Raw genomic sequence first — 23474 nt, 5'->3', positions numbered from 1 at the left:
TCCGAGAAACCGAGCTGCTTGCCGCCCATCAACCCAGTCCTTGCCTGTGATCACTGAGCCATTGTCGCGCGGATGGCCTGGGTTTTCCAGGGTCTCCCTAGAGGTTGTGCCCTGGTTATGCAGGTGCAATTAGGGAGTGCTATGGCGCAACGACTCGGGCCACACGTTGGCCAGCACCCCCAGGAAATCGGTGTAGAGCGTCTCGTTGCCAAAGCCACTGAGGTGATCGCCGTCGAAGAACAGCGGCTTGCCGTCCGCGAAGGCCTGGCAAGGACTTGAGGGGCAGAGGCGAGGGAAGGGATCCCAGATCACCAGATCGGGGTGGCGAACCCGCATGGCCAGGATCTCCGCCACGATCGGAGCCCTCAGTTTCTGCAGAACCTTCGGATCCGTTTGGAAGCCCGCCGCACAGATGGGATGGGACCGATTGAACCAATCGGAGCAGCGGAAGGGAGGTGTCTTGAACCAGGGCTTGGGAAGATCAATCAGCACATGCAGGCCCATGGCCTTGATGCGATCGATCAGCTCTTCTGTCTCCAGGCGACCTTGGCGGCGATACTCGGCTGCCGATGGGCTGGTGACGTCCTTGAGGAGGGATGCTTCGCTCTCAAGCTTGGTCCACTGATCTCTGAAACGCGGTACTCGGAGGGAGGCGAAAAAGACGAGATCCCCGGGCCTGGCCTCCTTTTTCAGATGTGCCAGGAACGTATCCTGCGCGGCTGTGCAGCCCTCAAGGTTGCGGAGGGGAACTCTCACCCTGCCAACGGGGCACTTGATATCCATGGAGATGGAGTAATCTAGGCCTGTCGAATGGCGAACGCGCGATAGCATTCCTTCGTAGGCACCAGCATGGGAGTTGCCTGCTACAAAGATCCTGCGGCCTTTCAGAATCTGTCTGGGGACCTCGCTGGATCCAGGCTGCGCGGTGCGTGGTGGTGGCGGCGACCACGCCGCCGATGGCGCCCAGACCTGTCGATCACGGGTTACGGACAGGGTGAGGGACGCCTGGTGGGCAAAGGCACTGGTGGTCCCCAGCAGACTGGCCCAGGCGGCTGCCATGCCCATGCCGATCTTGCTGAGGTTGGGGGCACGGCGAAGGAACGCACTGGTGCGTATCGGAGATTCCAGCCAGTAGTAGGAGGCCAGAGCCAGGCCCAGGGAAAGCCCCACGGCGGTCGCGAGGGTGACCGCGCTCCGCAGGCCAACAGTCCAGCGCATCAGCACGATCACAGGCCAATGCCAGAGATAGAGGGAGTAAGAGATCAGCCCCAGCTGGCGTGCTGTGGGGTGGGCGAGAATCTGGCTGAGCCAGCGAACCGGCCGACTCCCTCCACCGGTGACGTGAATCAGTGCCAGTGTGCCTGCAACGGGCAACAGGCCCATGGGCATGGGAATCTTGTCGGGTTGACAGGCCACGAAGCTCACTCCAATCAGTACGACGCCAAGGAGTGGAAGGGCCTGGTGTAACCAGCTCGAAGTTTGCGGAGGAGTGACCCTGTGCTGCGGCCTGCCCACATGCCATTGATAGAGCAGGGCACCGGCTGCCAGCTCCCAGAAGCGGCTCAGGAGGCTGTAGAAGCCACGATCCGGTGCGGTGCGGCACAGCCAGACGGCCGTAACCAGTGAAGCGATGAGCAGCGCCGGCAGCAGCAATGTCGTACAACGCCGAATCCAGATGTCCTTGGATCCTCTATGCCGCATCCAGAGGAGAAAGATGATCGGAAACAGCAGGTAAAATTGCTCTTCTACGCCCAGGGACCACGTGTGGGTGAAGGGGTTGAACTCGGCCCTGGGGGCAAAATATCCATCTGTCGTATTAATCAGGGCAATATTCGCGGCCCCAAAGATGGCCCACTGGCCCGTTATTGGAATTGATTCACTGAGCCAGGATTGGGGAATGAACAGTATTGTGAAGAAGGTGGTGACCAGCAGGCAGGCAAGCAGTGCCGGCAGGATCCTGAGGACTCTGCGCGCGTAGAAAGCGCCCAGATATCTGGCGGGTGAGTGATATTCGGCCGTCATCAGTGATTTGCTGACGACATAGCCTGAAATCACAAAAAATACATCAACTCCTACAAAGCCTCCCGGCAGCCAGTGGGAGTGCAGGTGGTTGATGAAGACAGCAAGTACAGCAGCGGCTCTCAGGCCGTCTATCTCTGGGATGTAGCCGTAAACGCCCCGCTTGGTGCTGCCTGGCTCCATCCAGCTGTGAGGCCAAGGAGGCGCCATTGTCGCACTGACGGCCCTGGTCAGGCGCTGTCTGCATCCTGGCCTTGCCGCTCATTCATTGTGCGTGCAATCCACTGATTCCCACCGCCGCGGGCCTGGGGCTGCGGGGCGCTGCCCTCAGGCCCCGGGTTCGGCCATGGGCAGCTGCAGCCAGGGGTGCCGGGCCTGGAGCAGGCGGCTCAGGCGTCGCACCTGCTGGTTGGTTCCCCTGGCCAGCATGGAGTCGCCATGGCAGTGGTACCGGGCCAGCCGCTGGGGGCAGAGCACGCCGTGGAAGCCGGCATCGATCAGCTGGCACCAGAAGTCGTAGTCCTCCCAGCCACCGGGGATGTGGGTGTAGCCGCCCACCTGCTCCCAGGCCTGGCGGCGTACCAGGGCCATGGCGTCGATCACGTTGTTGGCGAGGAAGTGATTGCGCTGCCAACTCAGGGGCTCGATCGCACTGCCGCGCCCGACCGCTGTTTCTTCGGTAACCACCTCCACCAGCGGGTGCACCACGGCGGCCGTTGCCGGTGCTGAGCGGGCCACCCGCAGGCATTGGGTCACCGCCTCGGGCAGCAGCGTGTTGTCGGCGTCGAGCACGAAGCACCAGGGTGACCGAGCGGCGGCGAAGGCCGTGTTGCGGGCGGCGGCCAGGCCCGCATTGCCCGGGTGGCGCAGCAGCAGGCTGCGGGTGAAGCGCTGGCCGTGGCGCTCCAGCCAGGCCAGCACGCGCCGCTCGCCGCCGTCGCTCGAGGCGTCGTCCACCACCACCAGCTCCAGGGCGACGAGGCTCTGCTGGCGCACGCTGTCGAGGGCGGCCTCGATGCGGTCGCCGTAGTTGTGCAGGCTGATGCAGACGGCGGCCTCGGCCAGGCCATCACCCTGCTCCCAGAGGCTCTCGGCGGCTGGGGTGGGCGTGTGGCAGGGCTCCGGTGCTGGATAGCCGGCCTGCCGCCAGGCCAGCTCCGCCTGCAGGGAGGGGATGCTGATCTCGCCGCGGAAGGTCTGGGGGGGAAGCCAGCCAGCCGGGGGGGCATCGGGTGGCCGCAGGAGGGTCCAGCCCCACAGGTCCAGCTCCTCGCGGCTGGGGTGCAGGCGCACCAGCTGCAAGCCGATGGTGTTGCAGGCCTGCAGCCAGGCCGCCAGCAGTCGCGCCTGTTCGGGGCCGTCCAGCCGCAGCCGATCGAAGCCGGGAAGTCCCCAGCAGGGAGGTTGGAGCTGGCGTTCCCAGTCTTCGCCGCCGCTACCGAGGCAGAGGAGCTGTCCACCTACCCCCGTGAGGCTTTCTGGTGCTGGCAGGCCCAGTTGCTGGCTGATGGCCTCCCCATCCCCGGGTTGGTCCAGCCAGCCATTCGTCTGGCCCGTGGTCAGCCGGCAGGCCCGCACTCCTAGGCGCCGCAGCAGACCCACCTGGGTGGGATCAGGGTCGAACACCAGCTCCAGCCGTGTCAGGCGCTCCAGCTGCCCCTGGGCGGTGCTCTGTTCCAGGGACTGGAGATGAAGCCCCAGCCAGCCTCGACGCTCCGGGCTGTCGGCGGCTGGGAGTTCCAGCGGCTCCAGGCCCTGGAGCAGCTGCCAGGTCCTGGGGTTCAGAGCCAGCGGCAGGTGTTGAAGCCAGGCCTGCAGCGGCCAGGACGTCCAGTCCCTTCCCCAGACCAGGATCCGGCCAGCGGCCGGTCTGTCGGTGGTCGTCGCTGCGCCGGGATCCGGCGGCGACTGCAGCAGGGGGAAGGCCGAGGCAGGGGCGGCCGCCAGGTAGGCCTGGTCGATGGCGGTGGGGCCGCTCCACTGGCACCAGTTCACCAGCTGGCTTCGACCCAGGGCCTGGTGCTGGCCGTGCAGTGCCAGAGCGGCCGCCCCCCAGGGATGGCTCGCGGGATCGGGGCCGGCGTCGTCCCCCGGTGCTCCGGCGACTGCACCGGCCCCCGGGCCGTGGCGCAGCGCCGCCAGGGGCAGGGCGATCGGAAGGGGTGCGCTGGCCAGCTCCGCCTCCAGGGCGCCGCGCTCCAGCTGGCCATCGGCCACGGCCAGCAGCTGGCGCTCCAGTCGCCGCAGGCGGGGATGGATCGGCACCAGTCGCCGCAGGCTGCGCAGGCTGCGGCGATGTTCGGGGCGCACCTGGGCCAGGGCGAGGCGGGTCTCCTCGGGGCTGGGGTCGGTGCCCCGGCAGAACCGCACCAGTTCTTGCAGCTGGCGTTCGGGGCCGCCCTGGCCCGAGCGCTCGAACCAACGGCCGTAGTGCAGGGGATGCAGGGGCAGGCCCTGGCTGTCGAGCAGGGCCTGCAGGGTGTGGCGCCACCAGAGCTGCTGGGCCCGCCAGGCGGTCATGCCGGCGCTCAGGCGGTCGCGGCGCAGCAGCGAGGTGGACACCTCCTTGGGATCCCGCAGGCAGAGCACCACCTTCAGGGGCAGGCCCAGGTCGTGCGCCACCCGCCGCCAGAGGGGCAGCAGCAGGCTGGTGCGGGGATCCTTGATCGCCCAGGGGCCGCTGTGGCGAGCCATCTCGCCGGCCAGCAACGCGTGCAGCTGCTCCACCGCCTGCTCACTGGCGGGGTGGTCGCGCCAGTTCAGCGGCAGGGGCAGCACGCCCTTCTGACTGGGCCACCAGCGGTCCAGGTCAAGCAGCAGCTGCTCCTGCAGGGCGGTGATGTCGCTGCGCTCGAAGTAGCCCTCAGGGTTGTGGTGATCCGCGCCGATCAGCTCACCCGGCATGGGAACCCCCACCTGGGGCAGCAGGGACCCCAGCAGCGAGGTGCCGCTGCGGTGCATCCCCACCACCAGGATCAGGGTCTGGGGCGTGCCGGCCATGCCGTGGGGGTGAGGCGAAGCCGCCCAGCCTACGGAAGCTGCCCGGGATGCTCCGCTGGGCCGTACACCTGCCGCTCCCAGGCACTCCAGCGCGGGTTCGCGGCGGCGATCCGCTCCAGGTCGGCGGCCGTGAAGCTGGGCGCCTGGCTCCCGGCGGGCCGGCTGTTCTCGCGTGGGAGCTGGCTGAAGGCGGCGGTCCCCGCCGGGAGCAGGGGCAGCAGGTTCCGGTTCAGATCCGTGGCCAGGTGTTCGAGCCGCAGGGCTGTGACCCGCGCATCCACCTCGAAGTACTGCAGCCACCAGTCGGCGGCCACCCAGGTGCCCCCCAGCCGCAGCGAGTAGCTGAGGCCGCTGCGCACTGGGGCAAAGTCGAGGTCGGGCAGGCCCATGTGGCGGCGCTTGTGCTGCCAGTCGCTCACCAGCCAGTCGGTCAGGCGGCGGGCGGTGATGAAGCGGCGGCGGCCGCCGGCCCTCCAGTCGCCCCGCCCCTCGCGCAGGGGTACCGAGTCGTGCTTGGCGGGCACGTCGTCGGGGTCCACGGCGATGTTCGGGATGGCGCGGTCCAGGAACAGGCGGTTCATCGAGGTGCCGCCGGTCTTGGGCAGGTGCAGCCAGAGGAAGGAATCGGCCACAATCATGGTTAAGCGGCCTCCAGGGCGAGGGGATCCGTGGCGAGGGGGTTCAGTTGCGAGGGGATCCGTTGCGAGGAGATCTCAGGCGAGGGGATCCTTGGCAGACGTACCCAGGGTTAGCCGAGTGTGGCCTGGTCGCGGGTGGTCCCCAGCACGTCAGCCGCTGACCCTGGCGGTAAGGTCTGGTCCCTGCGAGGGATGCACAGGGGTGCGGCTGCCTGCGTTCATTGGCCTCGGCACCCAGAAGGGCGGCACCACCAGCCTGCAGCGGCTGCTGGCCGACCATCCCGGCGTGTTCCTGCCGCCTGTGAAGGAGGTCCAGTTCTTCAGCCTGCACCACGGCCGTGGCGCGGAGTGGTACAGCCGGCACTACGCAGGGGCCAGCCCGCACCAGCTCTGCGGCGACATCACCCCCTACTACCTGTTCCACCCCGCCGTGCCCGAGCGGCTGCAGCGGGCACTGCCGCAGGCCCGGCTGGTGGTGCTGCTGCGGGATCCGGTGGAGCGGGCCCTCTCGGGGCTGTTCCACTCGATCCGGCTCGGCCTGGAGCCCCTGCCGCCGGAGCAGGCCCTGGCTGCCGAGGCCGGGCGCCTGGCCGGCGCTGAGGGCCAGCTGCTGGCGGGGCTTGCGGAGCACCACTCCCACCAGGTGCACAGCTACCTGAGCCGCAGCCGCTACGAGCAGCAGCTGGCCCGCTACGAGGCCCTGTTTCCCGCCGAGCAGCTGCTGATCCTGCGCAGTGAAGACTTCTTCAGCGACCCTGAGCCGCTCTGGCGGCAGCTGCTGGCCTTCCTGGAGCTGGATGCGGTGCCGCTGCCGGCCCAGCTGCCGGTGGAGAACGCCGGCCAGGGGGAGGCGCGTGGGGTGGATCCGGCCTTGCGGCAGTCCCTTCGTCAGCAGCTGGAACCCACGTACGCGGCGATGGCGCAGCGCTACGGCCTGGGCTGGCCCTGAGCTGGCCGTGCCCCAGAAAGGGCCCCAGGACGGGTCCGCGTAAGCTCCTTGAACCCTTGTGCGTCCCTGGATGAGCCCCCTGTTCGACGCACTGCGCCGGCGGCTGGGCTGGGATCCGAGCTTCGCAACGCTGGATCCCCATGGCCAGCGCGGCGTTCGGCTGCGGGGCCACCGGGAGTATGTGGGGGGCCACTGGGAGGAGATCGGCCAGCTCCAGTTCGACTTTCTGGTGGCCCGGGGCCTGCGGCCGGAGCACTACCTGCTGGATATCGCCTGCGGCGCCCTGCGGCTGGGGGTGAAGGCGATTCCCTACCTGGAGCCGGGTCACTACCTCGGCATCGAGAAGGAGCGCAGCCTGATCCGGGCGGGGCTGGAGCGGGAGCTGCCGCCGGGCCTCCGGCAGGAGAAGCGGCCCCGCCTCCTCCATGACGGCAATTTCCGCGTCTGGCGCCTGCGTCAGCCTGTGGATGTGGCGATCGCCCAGTCGCTGTTCACCCACCTGCCGCCGCGGCTGATCGGCCGCTGCCTGGCCCGCCTGCGGCCCTGGCTGCAGCCCGAGGGGGTGTTCTACGCCACGTTCCACGAGGTGGCCGAGGCGCGGCCCAACCCGGGGGCACCCCATGACCACGGCTACTTCGCCTACACCCGCGCCCAGATGGAGGCCTTCGGCCGCGAGCAGGGTTACGAGCCGGAGTACATCGGCGACTGGCACCATCCCCGCGGCCAGGTGATGGTGGCGTATCGGCCGGGACGATGAGTGCGTCTGTGCAGCCCAGCTTGAGCCGGCAGCTGGAGGCCTATCGCATTGCGATGTTCGAGGCCCATGGCGCCCTTGTGCTGAACAGTTTCCTGGAGCCCTGGGCCCAGCATCTGCCGGCCCTGGCCCAGCTGCCGGAGGTGCGCGGCCGCCTGGATCCGGCGGTGCTGGCCCTGATCGTGGACGACCGGCCCACGCCGCTGCTGCGCTTCACGGTGCTGAACACGCTGCTGATGGGCCGGCTGCGCTGGCGGCTCACGCTGGTGACGGCACCGGCCTCCCTGGAGCGCTGCCAGGCTCTCTTTGCCGGCCTGGAGGCCTGGGTGCAGGTGGTGGGGCTGCAGGTGGACGAGGCCGACACCTACAGCTGGCTGGCCTACAACACGTTGCTCAAGGACGCCGACTTCTGGGGCCTGTTTCAGGCCGCGCGCCTGCTGATCGTGCAGACCGATACGCTGTTGATCGAGCCGCCCGATCCGGTGGCCTTCGCCTATGGGTATGTGGGCTCCCCCTGGGCCAAAGGCCGATTCCTCTCCCGTTCTTTCCCCCGCTACGGGCCGGATCTGGAGCGCACCGCACCCCAGTGGGAAACCGTACGGCTCTGCGGCACCGTGCCTGAGGGGCTGGTGAACGGCAACGGCGGCCTCTCGATCCGCGACCCGCGCCTGATGCAGCGCATCTGCGAGCTGGAGGCCGGCGACTCCCCGCCCGAGGAACCGGAAGACATCTTCTTCGCCCGCCACCTGGCCCGCCACGTCGTCAACCCAGCTCCGCTGGCTGTGGTGGAGCGGTTCTCCTGCGAAACCGCCTACCAGCTCAGCGCTGGCGCTCATGCGGCCTGGCGCTACTTGGAGGCCGGCCAGGTGGCTGAGCTGTATGAGCGCCATCTGCAGCAGGTGCTGGCGCTCACGGTCGCCACGCTGGCCCTGCTGCCGAAGGCTTAGCGGTCGGCGCCGATGGCGCGGTTGCCCACCAGCGACATCAGCGCCAGCTGCCGCGGCAGGCAGCGCTCCAAGCTGTAGGAAGTCTGCACCGTCTGGCGTGCTTCGGTGCCGAGGCGCTGGGCCAGGGGGCGGTTGGCCAGCAGCTCGGCCACCGCGGCTGCCAGGTCGCCCGGCTTGAAGAAGTCCACCAGCAGGCCGTTGTGGCCGTGGCGGATCACCTCCTGCACCGGTGCGGTGGCCGAGCCCACCACGGCGCAGCCGCAGGCCATCGCCTCCAGCAGGCTCCAGCTCAACACGAAGGGATAGGTGAGATACACATGGGCCGCGCTGAGCTGGAACAGGTGGATGAACACTCGGTAATCGAGGCTGCCGGTGAAGTGCACGCGGGAGGGATCGAACTGGCCCTCGATTTCGGCCAGGAAGTGGTCTTTCCACTCGCCGTTGGGGCAGGGGGAGCCGTAGCTCACGCCGGTGGCTTCGCCCACGATCACCAGCCTGGCCTCGGGCGCCAGGCGCTGCAGCTCGGGGATGGAGCGGATCATCGTGTGGCAGCCGCGGTAGGGCTCGATGCGCCGGTTCACGAAGGTCACGATCGGATCGCCCTGGCGCAGGGTGGTGCCATCGGGCAGCTGCAATGGGGGCGCCTCTGGGTTGGGCTGGATCGCGGCGGTGTTCACGCCATCGTGGATCACGCTGATGCGGGGCTGCCAGATGGCGGGGAAGCTGCTGCGCTGGAAGGCCGTGGGCGTGATGCACCAGCTGCTGGCCTCCAGGCTGAGCGTGGGGTTCACGCCCTTGAGGCGAATCCGGGCCGCGGCCTGCCAGTCGGGCTGCGGCTGCAGTTCGGGATCAAAACAGGAATCAAAGCCCTGAAGCTGATAGAAGAATTCCTGGTAGGTGAGGATCGGCACATCAGGCCAGAGGTCACGCAGGAAGAGCATCTCGCCCCAGCCGGGGTGGCCGCAGATCAGATCGGGCTGAAAACCCTGAACTTTCAGACCATGGGCAGCGGCGGCACAGGCCTCGCCGCGAATCGCCTTGGTTTCGAGGTCCTGAACCCAGGGCTGGATCCCTGGGGTGGTGCCGCGCTGGATCGGGTATTGCACATACGCCACGCCATTGGGCAACGCCTTCCAGGCGGGCTCTATGCCCAGAGCCACCAGTTGGTGGCCACCCTGGGCCGCCAGGGCCAGCACGATGTGCTTGTATTGACCGGGAAAGTTCTGATGGATGAAGAGAATATTCAAGGCTGTGAAGAGTCTCTCGAAAGGATTAGCTCATTGTAGATGGAGGCTGGGTCTAGATTCCTGACCTCGTCAACCTTGTTGCCCCATTCGATGGTGTCTTCGCCGTCGTTCTCGGGCTGGCCAGTCGCCTCGGGCATGACTTTAGGTTCGGGATTTTGTGTAGCAGGTCCCTGGTTGGTGAAAGGCTCCGCAAAAAGCTCTGCAAGGAAGTGCTTGCAAAGGTCTTCAATGGTGGGATGCTCAAAAACTAGTGATTCGGTTAGGGTGATCCCCAGATTCTTCTCGATAAGCACCATGAGTTCAAGGGCCATCAGTGAGTCGAGGCCTAGATTGAATAGGGGTTCGCAGGGATCGATCTGGCTGGGCTCAGATATGCCCATTACCTTTGCCAGCTGCTGTTGAACCATGGCCTGAAGGGCCAATGGTCGTTCAGCTCCGGGGAGGTTGGCGAGTATGCCGACAAAGACTGGCTGTCCCGATGGGTCTTCTGATTCAGATTGGGCTGCGGTTGCCTGAGCTGCTCTGATCACTTCTAGGGGCGCGCCATTGCGATGTCCGAGCTGCTGGCTCAGGCGTTGCCAGTCCACATCGAGAATCCCAATGGATCCATAGGCACCTCGCTGGATAAGGTCGCCTAATGCCTGGAGAGCGAGATCAGGCTTCAAGAGCTCGATTCCCAGAAGCTGTAGTCGATCTCTCTGCCACTGCTCCAAAGTTCCCGCCATCCCAGCTCCCTGCCAGGGACCCCACTGCAGAGACATCCAGCCGGGACGGGCTTCGATTTCCATGGCTGAATCCAGGGCTGCATTGGCTGCCGTGTAGGCCGCCTGCCCAGGAGAGCCGAGTAGGGACGCCATCGATGAAAATTGTACAACTAACTCCGGATCTTGGTCCGATGCTTGAAGTGCAGCCTTGAGATTCTGCCAACCCTTCAACTTTGGCGCTATTGTATGTTCAAGGCGCTCAGGCGTCTGCTCGGGGAGTGCTGCGTCGTCGATGATGCCAGCGGCATGAAAAATGCCACGCAGTGGGCGCTCGATCGGCAGTGCCATCAGGGCCTTGACCAGTGGTGAACTGGCTTGGTCTGCCTGAGGGTCTTGCGTGGCAAGATTGATGGCCAATCGCGTATACCTTACTCCTCGCGCTGTCAATGCAGTGAGGATTTCTTCAGCCTCTGGACTGGGGGTATCGGCGGAACGCGAGATGAGCAGCAGTGACCGAGCACCTTGATCGGCTAGCCAAGGTAACAACTGCAAGCCGATGCCGCCAAAAGCCCCGGTCACAAGGTATGTGGCATCTTCTCTAATGGCCAGGCTTCCGATGTCAATGGTCTTCGTCATTCGATCCGGTTGGCGAATGACCACCTTGCCCACATGGCGTGCCTGAGCCATGAGGCGGAAGGCATCGACACTCTGCTCGATCGATAGCACTTGGAGCGGCAGGGGCTGATAAGCGCCTGTTCTGAAGTCCTCCATGATGGTGACCAGAAGATCTCGGACAAGCTGGGGCTGAGCAGCTGCCACTTCCAGGAGGTCAAACGGGAGGTAGCGGGCATCTGGACGCCTTTGTTGGGCCTGTTCCCGTGTCCAGATATCAATTTTTCCTAGTTCCACAAAGCGGCCACCTTCAGCCAACGTGGCGAAGCTGGCATCCACCCATTCCCCTTTGAGGCTGTTCAGCACAACGTCAACGCCTTGCCCGCCCGTGGCATTGCGGATCTTCTCGGCGAAGCTCAGGGAGCGTGAGTTGAAAACCTCGGCACATCCCTGTTCCAGTAGCAATGCCTTCTTTTCGCGGCTTGCCGTCGCGTAGACGCGTGCCCCCTTGCGTAGGGCAACCTGCACCGCTGCTTGGCCCACGCCGCCGGCTGCGGCGTGAATCAACACCGTTTCACCGGGCTGTAGGTCGGCCAATGTCTCCAGGCCATAGAGCGCAGTGAGAAAAGCTGTGCTTAGGCTGGCGCCTACCTCAGGGGTGATTTCTTCGGGTAGCGGTATACATAGCTCGGCTCGGCATAGGACATGGCTGGCAAGGCTGCCGACGGCGAGTGCTGCTAAAACCCGCTGTCCCAGCAGCATCGGATCCACGCCTTCGCCTACAGCGCTGACCGTTCCTACGCATTCCCCGCCGAAAGGCACTTGGGCTGCATCATCGAGCCCTAGCTCCCGGCTGTAGCTTCGCAGCAGTCCTAGGGCATTGAGGACATCGCGGAAATTGAGTCCTGTGGCCTCTACGTTCACCTCAACTTCGCCGGGTGCCGGCTTCTCCGATGGCCATGGCTGGGCCTGCAGACTTTCAAGCAGTCCAAACTCCTGTGTCACGATGCGGAAGCGGGCCGGAGGTAGCGGCTGAATACGGCGACGCCAGAGCTGCCGGCCATCGAAAGCCAGCATCGGTTCAGAGGCAGCCAGATCAGTGATCTGGCTCCAGGGAATGGCGAGACCGCCGGCTTTGGCTTCCGGTGGCAGGTGCAACGTGAACCACTGCCTCTTCGGTTGCTCCAGGGCGGCTGTGCGCGCGAAACCTGCCAGCGCCCCCTGCAGTTCTCCATCGCCTTCGAGCGCGAGCCAGATGGTTTTGTTCCCCTGTTGGCTCAGGGTCAGTAAGTTGGCCAGCTCGCTATTCAGTGATGCGACTTTGGGATCAGGCCAGATCAGCTCAACATCTGCGGGCGGGTGTTCCAGCGGCTGCTGGGCAACTGAGATGACACCAGGCACTCCGTCCGTGCAGGCCTGCCACTGCGTGCGCACCAGCCATGGCTGGTACGCGGGCACGCCGGGGTTCCTGTGTTGGCGTGCGGTGTGAAGGGGGAACAGCCAATCGAGTGCTTGGCGCGGCAGGCGGCGAAGGCGGAAACCTCGTATCCAGCCAATCGTCTCCTGGCCATCCCCCTCTGTCGTGGTGAGGAGCAGGTGTGCCTGAACAAAGGCCGGTTCCTCGCAGCTGGCCAGCTCAACCTGGCAGTGCAGCCGATCCGGCAGGGGCACGCGGGCGAGCCACAACGCTTCCAGGCCTACAGGCAGGAACAGCTGGCCTGCGGCCGCCGTCGGGTCTAGGGTTGCAGCCACTGCCTGGAAGCAGGCATCCAGCAATGCCCAGTCGCCTGCTCCCCGAGGACGCTGCAGCCGGACCCAGGCCTTTTGCTCATGCCGCCACAGCTCTTCGAGCCCCTGGAAACCCGGTCCGTAGTCCAGTCCGTAGGAGCTCAGGGCTGCGTAGAAGGGCCTCAGAGGCACGGTCTGTGCTCCCTCGGGACGCTCCACGGTGATGATCGGCCCATCCGTCGGGCCATGGCTGACGATGTTGGCATCGGAGGGGCTCCCTGGCAGGGATGCCTGGCCATGGCGCTGCCACGGCTCTGCCGGTCCGGCAGGGTTCTGTCCCTGAGTGATGGACGGCTGAACGTTCAGTGGCTGACTGTGGAATTCGATACTGTGCTCTCCCACGACGAGTTGCAGTTCGTAGGCACCTTTCTCGTGATCGCCAAGTCGTAGGGGGCGCTCCAGTTCCAGGTCTTGGAGAATCAGGGGACGATCAGCCTGGGCAAGGGCCTGCAGGGCCAGCGTGATAAATCCTGCGGCTGGAAAAACCACCTGGGAGCGGATGCAGTGGTCGGCGAGGTCAGCAGGAGCCTCAGCACTCAGCCAGGTGCGGTAGCGGCGCTCTTCTCCCCCGGGCAGGGGCACGGCGATGAGTTCACCGGCTGGGCACCAGTTGGTTGTCGGATTACTTGTTGGAGAGCGCTCGGGGCCGGCACCAGCTTGCGGACCCTTGATGTGATCCAGCCATACGCTGCTTCCTGCATCGCCTCGGCGGCCCCACCAGTAGCGCTGGCGCTGAAAGGGGTAGCCGGGCAAGCGGATGCGGCGGTGGGGGAAGGGGAGATGAAAACCCTTCCAGTCGATGGGATAACCCTGCCGATGCAGTCCCGCCAGGCTGGTGAGCAGGACCTGCCAATCGGACATGCCAGACCGTAGGCTCGGCCACCAGCTGAACTGGGGATCAGGCAGGCATTGCCGACCCATCCCGATCAGCGTGGGACGTGCTCCGAGCTCCAGGAAGGTGGTGATTCCCTGCGCTGCTGCCGTGGCGATGCCATTGGCAAAGCGCACGGGATTGAGGATGTGCTCACACCAGTAATCGGGCTGGGCAATCTCCGGTCCGGCCAGTTGTCCGGTGAGGTTGCTCACCAGCAGGCGAGTCGGTGGCTTGAATCGGATGCGGCTCAGCTGTTGTTCGAACTCGGCCAGCATCGGGGCCATGGCCGGCGAATGGAAAGCATGGGAGACGGCCAGTCGCGTGGTCCGCAGGCCTGTGCCTGCGGCGATCTTCTCCAAGGCCTCCATCAGCGGGCGAGGACCGGAGACCACGGTGTTGGCAGGGCCGTTCAGCGCGGCAAAGCTCAGCGCGTCCCCTCCTGGCAGCTGCGCGACCAGCTTCTCCACGTCCTGCTGGGAAGCCGGTAGGGCCAGCATGCCTCCATCGGAGGGCAGGGCCTGCATCAGACGACCCCGGGCGGCGATCAGCAGCAGGGCATCCTCCAGAGAGAACACACCGGCGAGGTGGGCGGCCACCACCTCGCCCACGCTGTGACCGAGCAGGAGATCGGGCTCGATGCCCCAGCTCAGCCAGAGCTGACTGAGGGCATAGCCCACCACAAACAGGGCCGGCTGTGTCAGGCCCGTCTGGTTGAGTCGTTGCGTGGCCTCTGCGGCGTCGCGGTCTGCAGGAAACAGCACGGTGGCGAGGGGCTGCTCCAGCAAGGGGTCGAGTACGGCCGTGCAGCGCTCGAATGCGTTCCGGAACACGGGATGCTGCTCATGCAACTCCTGGGCCATGCCCAGGGACTGGGAGCCCTGGCCGGTGAACAGGAAGGCGAGACGGCCGGGGTTGCGTGAGGCCTGGGCCATGGCCACCCCTGTTGGCAGCTGGGCGTCGGCAATCTCGCTGGCCTTGGCGGCATCCAGGATCTCGGCGGTGTCCTGCAGCTGGGAGATCAATGTGCTGCGATCTCCTGCCAGGCAGGTGAGCCGCTGCACCAGCTGGCTGCGGCATTGGTTGGCCGTGGCGCACACATCGGCCAGATCCAGATGGGGGTGGGTCTGCAGGTGCTCGGCCAGCTGGCGTGCCTGGGCCTGCAGCGCTACCGGTGTGCGGGCCGACAGGGTGAGCAGTTGCAACGGCAACTGGCGGCCGTACCGGGGTTTGGGTGCTGGCCTGGGGGGCTCTCCCAGCACCACATGGGCATTGGTGCCACCGAAGCCGAAGGAACTCACTCCCACCACGGCCGGAGCCTCCACCTCGGGGAAGGGTTCCAGCCGCGTCTGCACCTGCAGCTTGAGTCCCTGGAAATCGATCGAGGGATTGGGGGTGCGGAAGTGCAGGCTCGGTGGTAGCTGGCGGTGCTGCACGCACAGGGTGGCCTTGATCAGGCCTGTGATGCCGGCTGCCGTCTCAGAGTGGCCCAGGTTGGTTTTCACGGACCCCACCCGGCAGGGCCGGCTCTCCTCGCGGCCCTCGCCCAGGACGGTGCCGAGGGCCCGGAGCTCAATCGGATCGCCCTGGCGCGTGCCTGTGCCGTGGGCCTCCACATACTGGGTGGCGGCAGGGGCAATGCCGGCCCGCGCGAAGGCGGCCCGGACGCAGGCCACCTGGGCCCGGAGGTTGGGCGCCACCATGCCGTTGCTGCGTCCATCCGAATTCATGGCACTGCCGTGGATCAGGGCGTAGACGGCATCGCCATCGGCCTCGGCGCGGCTGAGGGGCTTGAGCATTACGGCACCGGCTCCCTCAGAGCGCACGTAGCCGTTGGCCGCTGCATCAAAGCTCTTGCAGCGCCCGTCGGGGGCGAGGAGACCTGCCTTGCAGAAGATGCCCTGGATGGCAGGCTGAATCAGGGCCTGCACGCCACCGGCGAGGGCTGCACTGCATTCGCCCCTCCAGAGACTCTCGCAGGCCAGATGCACGGCCACCAGCGAGCTGGAACAGGCCGTGTCTACCGTGAAGCTGGGTCCTTTGAAATCGAAAAAATAGGAGAGTCGGTTGGCTGCGATGCAACCAGTGTTGCCCGGAAGGACAAATGGTTCGTTGTCTGGAATCGCGAAGTCCTCCTCCGATATCCAGAGCAGGGAGCTGTAGTCACTGCTGGAGATGCCCATGAACACGCCCACCTGCTGACCGCGGATTCCATCAAGGGGCTGACCGGCGTCTTCAAGCGTCTGCCAGGCCACCTCCATGAGCAGCCGCTGTTGCGGATCCATGCACACCGCTTCACGCGGCGTGATGCCAAAGAATGACGGGTCGAACTGGTCGATGCCGTCGATGAAACCGCCCTGGCTCACGTGCAGGCGTAGAGGAGCCTGGGGGTCGGGATCGAAGTGCTTTGTGAGATCCCAGCGTTCGGGCGGCACTTCTGTAATGGCATCACGCCCTTCCCGCAGGAGATCCCAGAAGCTTTCGGCGTCCTTGACACCTCCAGGCAGACGGCAACCGACGCCGATGATCGCAATCGGTTCGGGGGATGCCAAAGGGTGTACTCCCGTCATTCGGTCCCGAGATAGATCATCTGAAGTCGCCGGCGATTTTCTAGCAGAACCCGATCAAAGGGGCCCAAGGTGCGGGCACAGAGATCGGGGTTGAGGTCCGCCAGCTGGGCCAGCGCCTTCACGTCCAGCCTGAGCTCGTAGGCCATGATCGCCCGGGCAATCGGCGCCGCCAGCCAGCCGTGCAGGGGTCCCGGCAACACCCGAGGGGTATAGAGCAAGGTGGTGAGCTGGGTGGTGGTGTCGCTGAGCGGCAGGAAAAACACCACCACCCGCAGCCGGAAGCGGCGTCGGCGCCAGCCCCCACGGCCCTGGGTCTGCCAGGTCTGCTCGAACACCGTGAGCGGTGGATCAAAGCGGGTGGTCCAGTCGTTGGCGAAGTGATCGTGGGGGCGGATGTCGATGAAGGCATCGAACAGCCGGGGGAAGGCTTTCTGGGGGCCGCTGTTCCACACCCTGGTGGCTGGCCGGCTCCAGCTCCAGGCGCAGCGTCACCGCCGCTGGATCACGGAAACCGAACACCTGGTGGATCGTGGTGGTGTGCTCGGTCTCTGTGAAGTTGTCGAGGGTGACCTCGAGCGGTGCCGCCACGGTGTGCAGGGTAAGGCCCGCTGGCAGCAGGTCTCCCCGTGGCCAGCTGGGCAGGGGCGGGGCCTCATGGGGCTGTTCGCTCTTCCCAGGCCGACGCACCCAGATCAGGCCATCGGCCTCGCGCACCTGAAAGGCCTGCTGCTGCAGGGCGACGGCCGGCATCAACGGGCAGCTGATCGACCCATCCGCAGCGAAACGCCAGCCGTGATAAGCACACAGCAACTGCTCTCCCCGCACCGTGCCAGCGGCCAGGGACATGCGCCGATGGGGGCACACCTCCGCCAGGGCGGCGGCCTGGCCGGAGGCCGTGCGGAACAGCACCAGCGCTTGTCCGCAGAGCAGCTGTCGCCTGGGCCTGCGGCCGAGCCGCCGGCTGGGCAGCAGTGGATGCCAGTGACGCAGACCGGAGCGATAGCGGCAGGCGGCGTCAGCCATGGGCCAGCAGATCCGCCAGGAACGTGCGGCTGTAGGGCTCCAGCAGCGCGTCGAAGCCGGGGCAGCTCACCCCCAGGGCCTCCAGGCGCAAGCGGCTGCGCTCGCAAAGGGGCCGTGCCCTGACACCAGGCTGCTGGAACTGGAGATAGGTGAGCTGCTCGGGCCCCCAGCGATGGGTGAAGAAGGGCTGCAGGGGGTAGAGCGGGTTGGAGGGCTGCTGGGCCAGGGCTCGAAGCCAGCCCTCGAGCGGCATCGCTTCCAGGGGTGCCCCCCGCGCGATCAACCCCGCCAGCAGATCCGCCCACAGCAGCGGCCGGGGATGGTGCAGGTGCACCACATCCGCCGCTCCAGCGGCGCTGGGGGGTGACCAGGCCAGGGCACCGACCGCGGCGGTCACGTAGTCGACCGGCACCAGATCGAGCTCCATGTCCAGGTCCGGTGCCCGGCCCAAAGCCAGACAACCGCGCACGAGACGGTGCAGAAAATCCTGTTCATGCCAGGCCCCACTGCGGGAGTGGCCGGCGATCAGGGGCGGCCGATACAGGCGCACGGGCAGACCCGCTTGGGCCGCGTGCCACACCAGCCGCTCGCTCACCCATTTGGTCTGGGAATAGCCGAGATGGATGCCGCGCCATTCCTCCAGATCCTGGCTTTCATCCAGGTTCTGGCCCCGGTAGGCCGCCGCCTCGTACACGGCGGTGCTGGAGATGAACTCCAGGGGCATGGCGGGGCGGCCCTCCGCCAGGGGGGCACAGACCAACCTCAGCAGCTCGCGGGTGCCGCCCACATTGGCGCTGCGCAGCTGGCCATAGGGCGCCACGTAGCTGAGCTGGGCGCCGCTGTGCAGGACCCCAGCCAGCCGGCGGGCCAGCCCATCCCAGCTGGCGCCATCGAGGCCGAGGCGGGGCGCCGCCAGATCGCCCGGCACCCCCACAAGCCGGCTGGCCCAGGCCTCCCGCCAGAGGCCGTAGTGCTCCAGGTTGGCCCGCACCCGTGCATTGGCCGCTTCCCCCCCGTCGGCACGCACCAGGCAGTGGAAGTCCATGGACGGATGGCGCTGCAGCTGGTCGGCCAGCAGGAAGGCCCCCAGGAATCCCGTGGCCCCGGTGACCAACACCGCCTCAGCGGGGCCGGATGGGGTGTGCGCAGGAGCGGCGGCCAAGCAGGCCTTCAGGTCGGCGGGAAGCTCGGCCTCTACGCCGAGATCCAGGGGCGGAGCCTCAGCGGCGGCGGCGGGGTGCTGCAGAAGGACCAGCAGGTGGGACGCCAGGCTGGCGAGGGTGGGGTTCCCGGCCAGGGCTCCCAGCCCCAGGCTCACGCCCAGGGAGCCCTGCACGGCCGTGGCCAGCTCCACGGCCATCAGCGAGTCGAGCCCCAGGGTGTCGAGGCTGGTGCTGGCATCGAGCTCCTGCGCCGCAAAGCCCCCGAGTTCCGCGAGCAGCTCCGCCAGGGTTTGCTCCACCAAGCGCTGGGCGTCGGCGGGAGCCAGCCCCTGCAACGCCGCCGCCATGGCCTGCAACGGCGCCGCCAACCGGTGCGACTCCTCCGGGGCCTCCAGCCGGGCCAGCACCACGCGCCCACCCCGGGGGAGCCAGGTCCCCAGCAGGCCCAAGGCCTCCTGGGGCGTGATCCGCTCCACCCCTGCGGGGGCCTGGGCAGCCATGCCCTCACCGGCCCAGGGGCCCCAGTTGATCGCCAGGCCGGCAAGCCCCTGGGCACGGCGCTGGAAGATCAAGCCATCCAGGAAACCATTGGCGGCGCCGTAGGGCACCTGGCCGGGGGAGCCGATCGCCGCGGCCAGGGAGGAATACACCACAAAGAAGGCTGGATCGAGGCGCCGGCTGCAGCGATCGAGATGCAGCCCCCCCAGCACCTTGGGGGCGGCCACGGCGGCAGAGCGCCCAGGGGTCTGGTTGCTGAGCAGTCCGTCATCGAGCACCCCGGCGGCATGGATGATCCCGGCCAGGGGCCGTCCTGCCGCCACCAGGCGATCGAAGAGCGCATCCACCTGGCCCCCGTCGCTCACATCCAGCAGCTCCAGCTCCACGCCGGCCCCGGCCTGCTCCAGGGCCGCGATCGCCTGGCGCTGGAGCAGGCCGGGAGGACGGCGCGCCACCAGGGTGAAGTGGTGACAGCCCAGGCGCTGCAGTTCCCGGGCGGTCGCCAGGCCCAACGCCCCCAGGCCACCGGTGATCAGGGTGGTACCGGTGGCTGGCAGGACTGGTGGGGCCTGCCGCCCGGCGCCGCGCTCCGCCGAGATCGCCACCACCTGGGCCTGCTCCAGCCCCCCCGCAATGCCGCTGCGCCACTCCCCACCGCCGCCCATCCCGACCTGGCGGGCCAGCAGGGGCTCCAGCCCCTCTCCCTGGGGGCCGCACCAGAGCAGGCCACCGGCCTGGGCCCCCGCCTCCCGGGCCCAGCCACGGGCCAGGGCCGCCAAGGCCTCGCCGATGGCTGTCTGCTCCCCCGTCAGGGCCCAGTGCACGCATCCCAGCTGCCCCGCCCGGTCCGTGAGCCCCTGCAGCAGGGGCAGCCAGGCGTCCCAGAAAGCGTGGTCGAGGAGGGAGTCAGCGGGTGTCTGCAGACCAGCCGCCAGCAGCACGTTGGGGCGATCCTGGGCCTCATCCAGCCGGCGGTCCAGGTCAGCGAGGCTTGGACAGTGCAGCACCGGCCCCTCGAGGGCGATCGCCAACCGATTCACCAGCTGCTCTGATCCGGCGAGCACCAGCAGGCGGCCAACGGGTCCCGCGCTGAGGTCAGATCCCAAGGGCCGCCACTGCCGCTCGTGCTCCAGGGCCGGCCCCGGATCCAGCGCCTGGGGTTGTTCGTCAGGCCAGCAGCGCACCCGGTCGAAGGGCGTGGTGGGGAGCACCTGTCGGGGCCACAGCCCCTGGGGAGCCAGGGGTGCCCAGTCGATCGCGTGGCCCTCGAGCCAGAGCTGCACCAGCTGGTCGGGGTGGGGTTCAGCCAGGGGGAGGCAGCGGCCATAGCCATGGTCCTGCAGCTCCCCGGCCGCCGTCGGCCCGGCCGGGATCCAGCGCAGCTGGGGCGGATCCCCTGTCAAGGCATGGGCCAGGGCCTCGCAGCCTGGGGGAACCACCAGGGCCGAGGGCGAGAGGCCGAAGCCCTGCCAGTGCCGCCAGTGCTCCTCGTGGCTGTGGGGGGTGAGTTCCAGGGCCAGCCGGGGGACCTGGCCAGCCGCCTGGCGGATGCTGGGCCCCCGCTGCAGAGCCTCAAGGGCCGCGGCCGCTGAGCAGGCCGGCAGCGCCAGGCGCCAGCGCAGGTGGGCGCGTGCCAGTCGGCTGGTGGCACAGATCGCCGGCCAGGCCTGTGGCGGTTGCTCTGGCAACCACAGCTGCCAGCGGCTCACCAGCTGCAGCAGCGCGGCCTCACTGCCGGCGCTGAGCAGCAGCCAGTCCTGCTGGGCCAGGGGGGCTGCCGCCTGGGGGGCTGGCAGGGTGGCATCCACCGGGGCCTGCTCCACCAGCACGTGGGCGTTGGTGCCGCTGAAGCCGAAGGAACTCACCGCGGCCCGCCGGGGTTCCTGGCTGGGGGGCCAGGGCTCCGCCTGGGTGGGAATCTGCAGGGACCAGGCCTGCCAGTTGAACTGGGCGGTGGGCTGGCGCAGATGCAGATGGGGCGGGATCCAGCCGTGCTGCACCATCAACACGGCCTTGATCAGGCCGGCGATGCCGGCGGCCCCCTCCAAGTGGCCGAGGTTCGTCTTCACGGAGCCCAGCCGCAGGGGCTCGCGGCGCTCCGGCCGGCCGTAGATGGGGGCCAGGGCCCTGAGCTCGATCGGGTCCCCCAGGGGAGTGCCGGTGCCATGGGCTTCCAGCACGTCGATCTGGCCGCCCTTCAGCTGGGCCTGCTGCAGGGTTCGTGCGAGCAGGGCCGCCTGGGCCTCGCCATTCGGCACCGTGAGACCGGCGCTGGCACCGTCCTGGTTGACGCCACTGCCCCGCAGCACCGCCAGCACTGGATCACCGGCGGCGAGCGCATCTGCCAGCCGCTTGAGCACCACAACGCCGCAGCCCTCGCCCCGCACATAGCCGTCGGCGGCGGCATCGAAGGTCTTGCAATGGCCATCGGGGGCCAGCATGCCGCTGTGCGCGAAACAGACACTGTTCACAGGCGACAACAGCAGGCTCACGCCGCCGGCGAGGGCCAGGTCGGTGCTGCGGTCCCGCAGGCTGCGACAGGCCAGGTCCACCGCCACCAGGGATGACGAGCAGGCCGTATCCACCGCCATCGCCGGCCCCTGCAGGCCCAGGGTGTGGGCCAGGCGACCGGGCGCCATGGCAAAACTGTTGCCGGTGGCGAAATACATGTCGAGGGCCTGATCGGGCAGGCCGGCTCGCAGCTGACGCCAGGCGTAATCCGTGGTGCAGAGCCCCAGATACACGCCGGCGGCCAGGCCACGCAGTGCCTTGTCGCCCAGCGCCGCCCGCTCCAGCGCCTCCTGGGCCACCTCCAGCAGCAGCCTGTGCTGGGGGTCGATGGCCTGGGCCTCCCGGGGGGAGATGCTGAAGCGAGCGGGATCGAACTGGTCCACCCCCTCCAGAAAGGCGCCATGGCGGCAGTGGATCTTGCCGGGGGTGCCCGGGCTGGCGACGTAGTAGTGGTCCAGCGACCAGCGACTTGGAGGCACCTCGCCGATCGACTCAAGTCCTGCGAGCAGAAACTCCCAGAAGTCTTCCGGAGACTCCAGATTGGCCTGACCAGAACCGGAGGGAAGGCGCAGGCCCATGCCCACAACCGCGATCGGTTCAGCTCCGAGAAGCCGGCGCTCATCGTCAGCGCGCCGTGCCAACAGGGCCAACTGCAGGGCTGTCAGAGCCTCAGTCATGGCCACAATCAGAAATCATGCCAGCCCAGGGCTGGAATTCGACGGAAAAAGCCAGCCTAAGACATCGTAGCCCATGGACCAGATTTCGGCGCTATTGTGATTACAGAGATCTTTGGTCGCGTCCTGTCTCTGAACGATCTCCGATGGGTTGGTAGTTGGTCATTCGAATGTTCCAGGGACCGCTGATTTCGTAGTCAATGCCACGCCAACGTACCGTGCGCAGTCTGATTGAGCGCAGCAAGGCGATGGCGTAGGTGAACTGCGTGACAGGCACGAGCCAAAGGAGCTTCCACAGCTGGTGCCATTTGATCCAGTCTGCACGATCTCCGCGATAGCGATTGATGCGATGCACTGCAAATTCGAGCAGAAACAAAAGGGTGAAAAGACCGATCTGATAAATGATAAGACCCGACAGGCTCCACCCTAGAGACACCATGTTTCTGGCGGCAGCTGATGTGGCTATCAGTGCGAGCGCAGCAGCTGGAGCAACGGTTGTCAACGCCCCATGGGTCAAGACAACTGGCCATGCCTGATGGTAGAGGCGCACAAGTGATAGCTGTCTTTGCAACCAGCGAAAAAAGTCCCTGTAGCTACAGTCTTCACGATTAGTCATCATGAGAGAAGGTACAAATGCCACGCCCCATTGATTTCTATTCGCGATCCGGGCTAGCATTCCGTCTTCGGCCAGGGACTTATCCCAGCATTGTAAGATATCAGATTTGTGCAATAGTTCAGACCGAATTGCCAATGAGCCACCCCATGGAACCTGAAACAAATACATCAGTACAACGGCAGCTGCATTCCAGAGATAGCGGACTCTGGTGCCAACTGATAACGATGTTGGCGTGTACCAGCGATTGCCAGTCGCCACACCGATGCTGTCTGGCTGTAGAGCTGTGGCTAATTCACGCAGCCATGTCCGATGGGGTACCGTGTCAGCATCGAGGAGGGCAATGAAATGAGCGTGGTCTTCTAATGTATTGACTGCTTGGAGCAAGGCACTGCATTTTAGGCTGCGGCCATGTGCCGCTTCATCCAGAAACTGGATCGTTGCTTTTGCTGATGAGTCGGTGGACTCCAGGACATCTTTGACAACCGCATGCGATGGATCTGATGGATGATCAATGACAATCTGTACATGGTAATCCGGATAGTCTTGATTCATAACGCCGATGAGACATTCGCGCAGAAATGGATCGACGCCACGAAGGCACAGAATCACAGTGCAGGGCCGTGCTTGATCATTCCCAATCAATGGCGCCCTGAAATTGAGTAATCTGACTATGAATAGTATCGCTGACAACTGCTGACAGGCCAAGAGGAGTAATAGGATCCAGAAGACTGCCTTGGCTACCATCACAAGAGATTTCCCTGATTGTTAGAGTATGCAGGCTTGGCCTTCTGCTGGCTGGCGTCCCCTTCAGTGGTGTAATTCCCCCGGCACTCCCACCCCGGCGTAGCTGGGGTGGGCCGCGCACCTCAGGCGATCGGCTCCACAGCTGA

General features: G+C 66.4%; 12 protein-coding genes. 3 read left to right on the top strand and 9 right to left on the bottom strand.

Annotated elements, in window-relative coordinates; genetic code table 11:
* Window positions 1-129 precede the first annotated feature (129 nt).
* The 3 genes from CJZ98_RS13855 to CJZ98_RS18415 form a co-directional block, all read right to left on the bottom strand.
* Complete coding sequence (locus tag CJZ98_RS13855; RefSeq protein ID WP_157911004.1) at window positions 130-2202, bottom strand: acyltransferase family protein; 2073 nt, start codon at window positions 2200-2202, stop codon at window positions 130-132.
* Between the two features lie 144 nt (window positions 2203-2346).
* Window positions 2347-5019, bottom strand: coding sequence for a glycosyltransferase (locus tag CJZ98_RS13850; RefSeq protein WP_094591723.1), 2673 nt, complete (start codon window positions 5017-5019; stop codon window positions 2347-2349).
* 29 nt (window positions 5020-5048) lie between these two features.
* The gene (locus tag CJZ98_RS18415) at window positions 5049-5657 is read right to left on the bottom strand and encodes a hypothetical protein (protein ID WP_157911003.1); all 609 of its coding nucleotides are present in this window, start codon (window positions 5655-5657) and stop codon (window positions 5049-5051) included.
* A 202-nt stretch (window positions 5658-5859) separates the two neighbouring features.
* Here CJZ98_RS18415 and CJZ98_RS18410 point away from each other — a divergent pair, with 202 nt between their 5' ends.
* The 3 genes from CJZ98_RS18410 (at window position 5860) to CJZ98_RS13830 (ending at window position 8307) form a co-directional block, all read left to right on the top strand.
* On the top strand, window positions 5860-6606 hold the full coding sequence (locus CJZ98_RS18410; protein WP_157911002.1) for a sulfotransferase family protein: 747 nt from the start codon (window positions 5860-5862) through the stop codon (window positions 6604-6606).
* Window positions 6607-6676: 70 nt separating this feature from the next.
* On the top strand, window positions 6677-7363 hold the full coding sequence (locus tag CJZ98_RS13835; RefSeq protein WP_094591720.1) for a class I SAM-dependent methyltransferase: 687 nt from the start codon (window positions 6677-6679) through the stop codon (window positions 7361-7363).
* Between the two features lie 20 nt (window positions 7364-7383).
* On the top strand, window positions 7384-8307 hold the full coding sequence (locus CJZ98_RS13830) for a DUF5672 family protein (protein ID WP_157911001.1): 924 nt from the start codon (window positions 7384-7386) through the stop codon (window positions 8305-8307).
* On the opposite strand, the gene CJZ98_RS13825 is transcribed toward CJZ98_RS13830, so the two are convergent.
* The 6 genes from CJZ98_RS13825 to CJZ98_RS13800 all read right to left on the bottom strand — a co-directional run bounded on the left by CJZ98_RS13825 (window position 8304) and on the right by CJZ98_RS13800 (window position 23328).
* Window positions 8304-9554: a glycosyltransferase family 4 protein gene (locus CJZ98_RS13825; protein WP_094591718.1), complete on the bottom strand. Its 1251-nt coding sequence runs from the start codon at window positions 9552-9554 to the stop codon at window positions 8304-8306. The genes CJZ98_RS13830 and CJZ98_RS13825 overlap by 4 nt on opposite strands.
* Window positions 9551-16081: a type I polyketide synthase gene (locus CJZ98_RS13820; protein ID WP_198537808.1), complete on the bottom strand. Its 6531-nt coding sequence runs from the start codon at window positions 16079-16081 to the stop codon at window positions 9551-9553. The genes CJZ98_RS13825 and CJZ98_RS13820 overlap by 4 nt, the downstream gene beginning before the upstream one ends.
* Window positions 16082-16095: 14 nt before the next feature.
* Window positions 16096-16551, bottom strand: a complete 456-nt coding sequence (locus CJZ98_RS13815) for a hypothetical protein (RefSeq protein ID WP_157911000.1) — start codon at window positions 16549-16551, stop codon at window positions 16096-16098.
* The gene (locus CJZ98_RS13810) at window positions 16448-17122 is read right to left on the bottom strand and encodes a Rieske 2Fe-2S domain-containing protein (protein ID WP_094591715.1); all 675 of its coding nucleotides are present in this window, start codon (window positions 17120-17122) and stop codon (window positions 16448-16450) included. The genes CJZ98_RS13815 and CJZ98_RS13810 overlap by 104 nt, the downstream gene beginning before the upstream one ends.
* Window positions 17115-21971, bottom strand: coding sequence for a thioester reductase domain-containing protein (locus CJZ98_RS13805; RefSeq protein ID WP_094591714.1), 4857 nt, complete (start codon window positions 21969-21971; stop codon window positions 17115-17117). The genes CJZ98_RS13810 and CJZ98_RS13805 overlap by 8 nt, the downstream gene beginning before the upstream one ends.
* A gap of 100 nt (window positions 21972-22071) precedes the next feature.
* The gene (locus CJZ98_RS13800) at window positions 22072-23328 is read right to left on the bottom strand and encodes a glycosyltransferase (protein WP_094591713.1); all 1257 of its coding nucleotides are present in this window, start codon (window positions 23326-23328) and stop codon (window positions 22072-22074) included.
* Between the last annotated feature and the right edge of the window lie 146 nt (window positions 23329-23474).

The sequence above is a fragment of the Vulcanococcus limneticus LL genome (assembly GCF_002252705.1).
Classification (GTDB): domain Bacteria; phylum Cyanobacteriota; class Cyanobacteriia; order PCC-6307; family Cyanobiaceae; genus Vulcanococcus; species Vulcanococcus limneticus.
Note: the sequence above shows the minus strand (reverse complement) of the source record. Positions and strands in the feature narration are given on the sequence as shown.

Coding starts and splice junctions, on each gene's coding strand:
- CJZ98_RS13855 (WP_157911004.1), bottom strand. CDS start 2,202: ATGGAGCCAGGCAGCACCAAGCGGGGCGTTTACGGCTACATCCCAGAG.
- CJZ98_RS13850 (WP_094591723.1), bottom strand. CDS start 5,019: ATGGCCGGCACGCCCCAGACCCTGATCCTGGTGGTGGGGATGCACCGC.
- CJZ98_RS18415 (WP_157911003.1), bottom strand. CDS start 5,657: ATGATTGTGGCCGATTCCTTCCTCTGGCTGCACCTGCCCAAGACCGGC.
- CJZ98_RS13835 (WP_094591720.1), top strand. CDS start 6,677: ATGAGCCCCCTGTTCGACGCACTGCGCCGGCGGCTGGGCTGGGATCCG.
- CJZ98_RS13810 (WP_094591715.1), bottom strand. CDS start 17,122: ATGGCTGACGCCGCCTGCCGCTATCGCTCCGGTCTGCGTCACTGGCAT.
- CJZ98_RS13805 (WP_094591714.1), bottom strand. CDS start 21,971: ATGACTGAGGCTCTGACAGCCCTGCAGTTGGCCCTGTTGGCACGGCGC.
- CJZ98_RS13800 (WP_094591713.1), bottom strand. CDS start 23,328: ATGGTAGCCAAGGCAGTCTTCTGGATCCTATTACTCCTCTTGGCCTGT.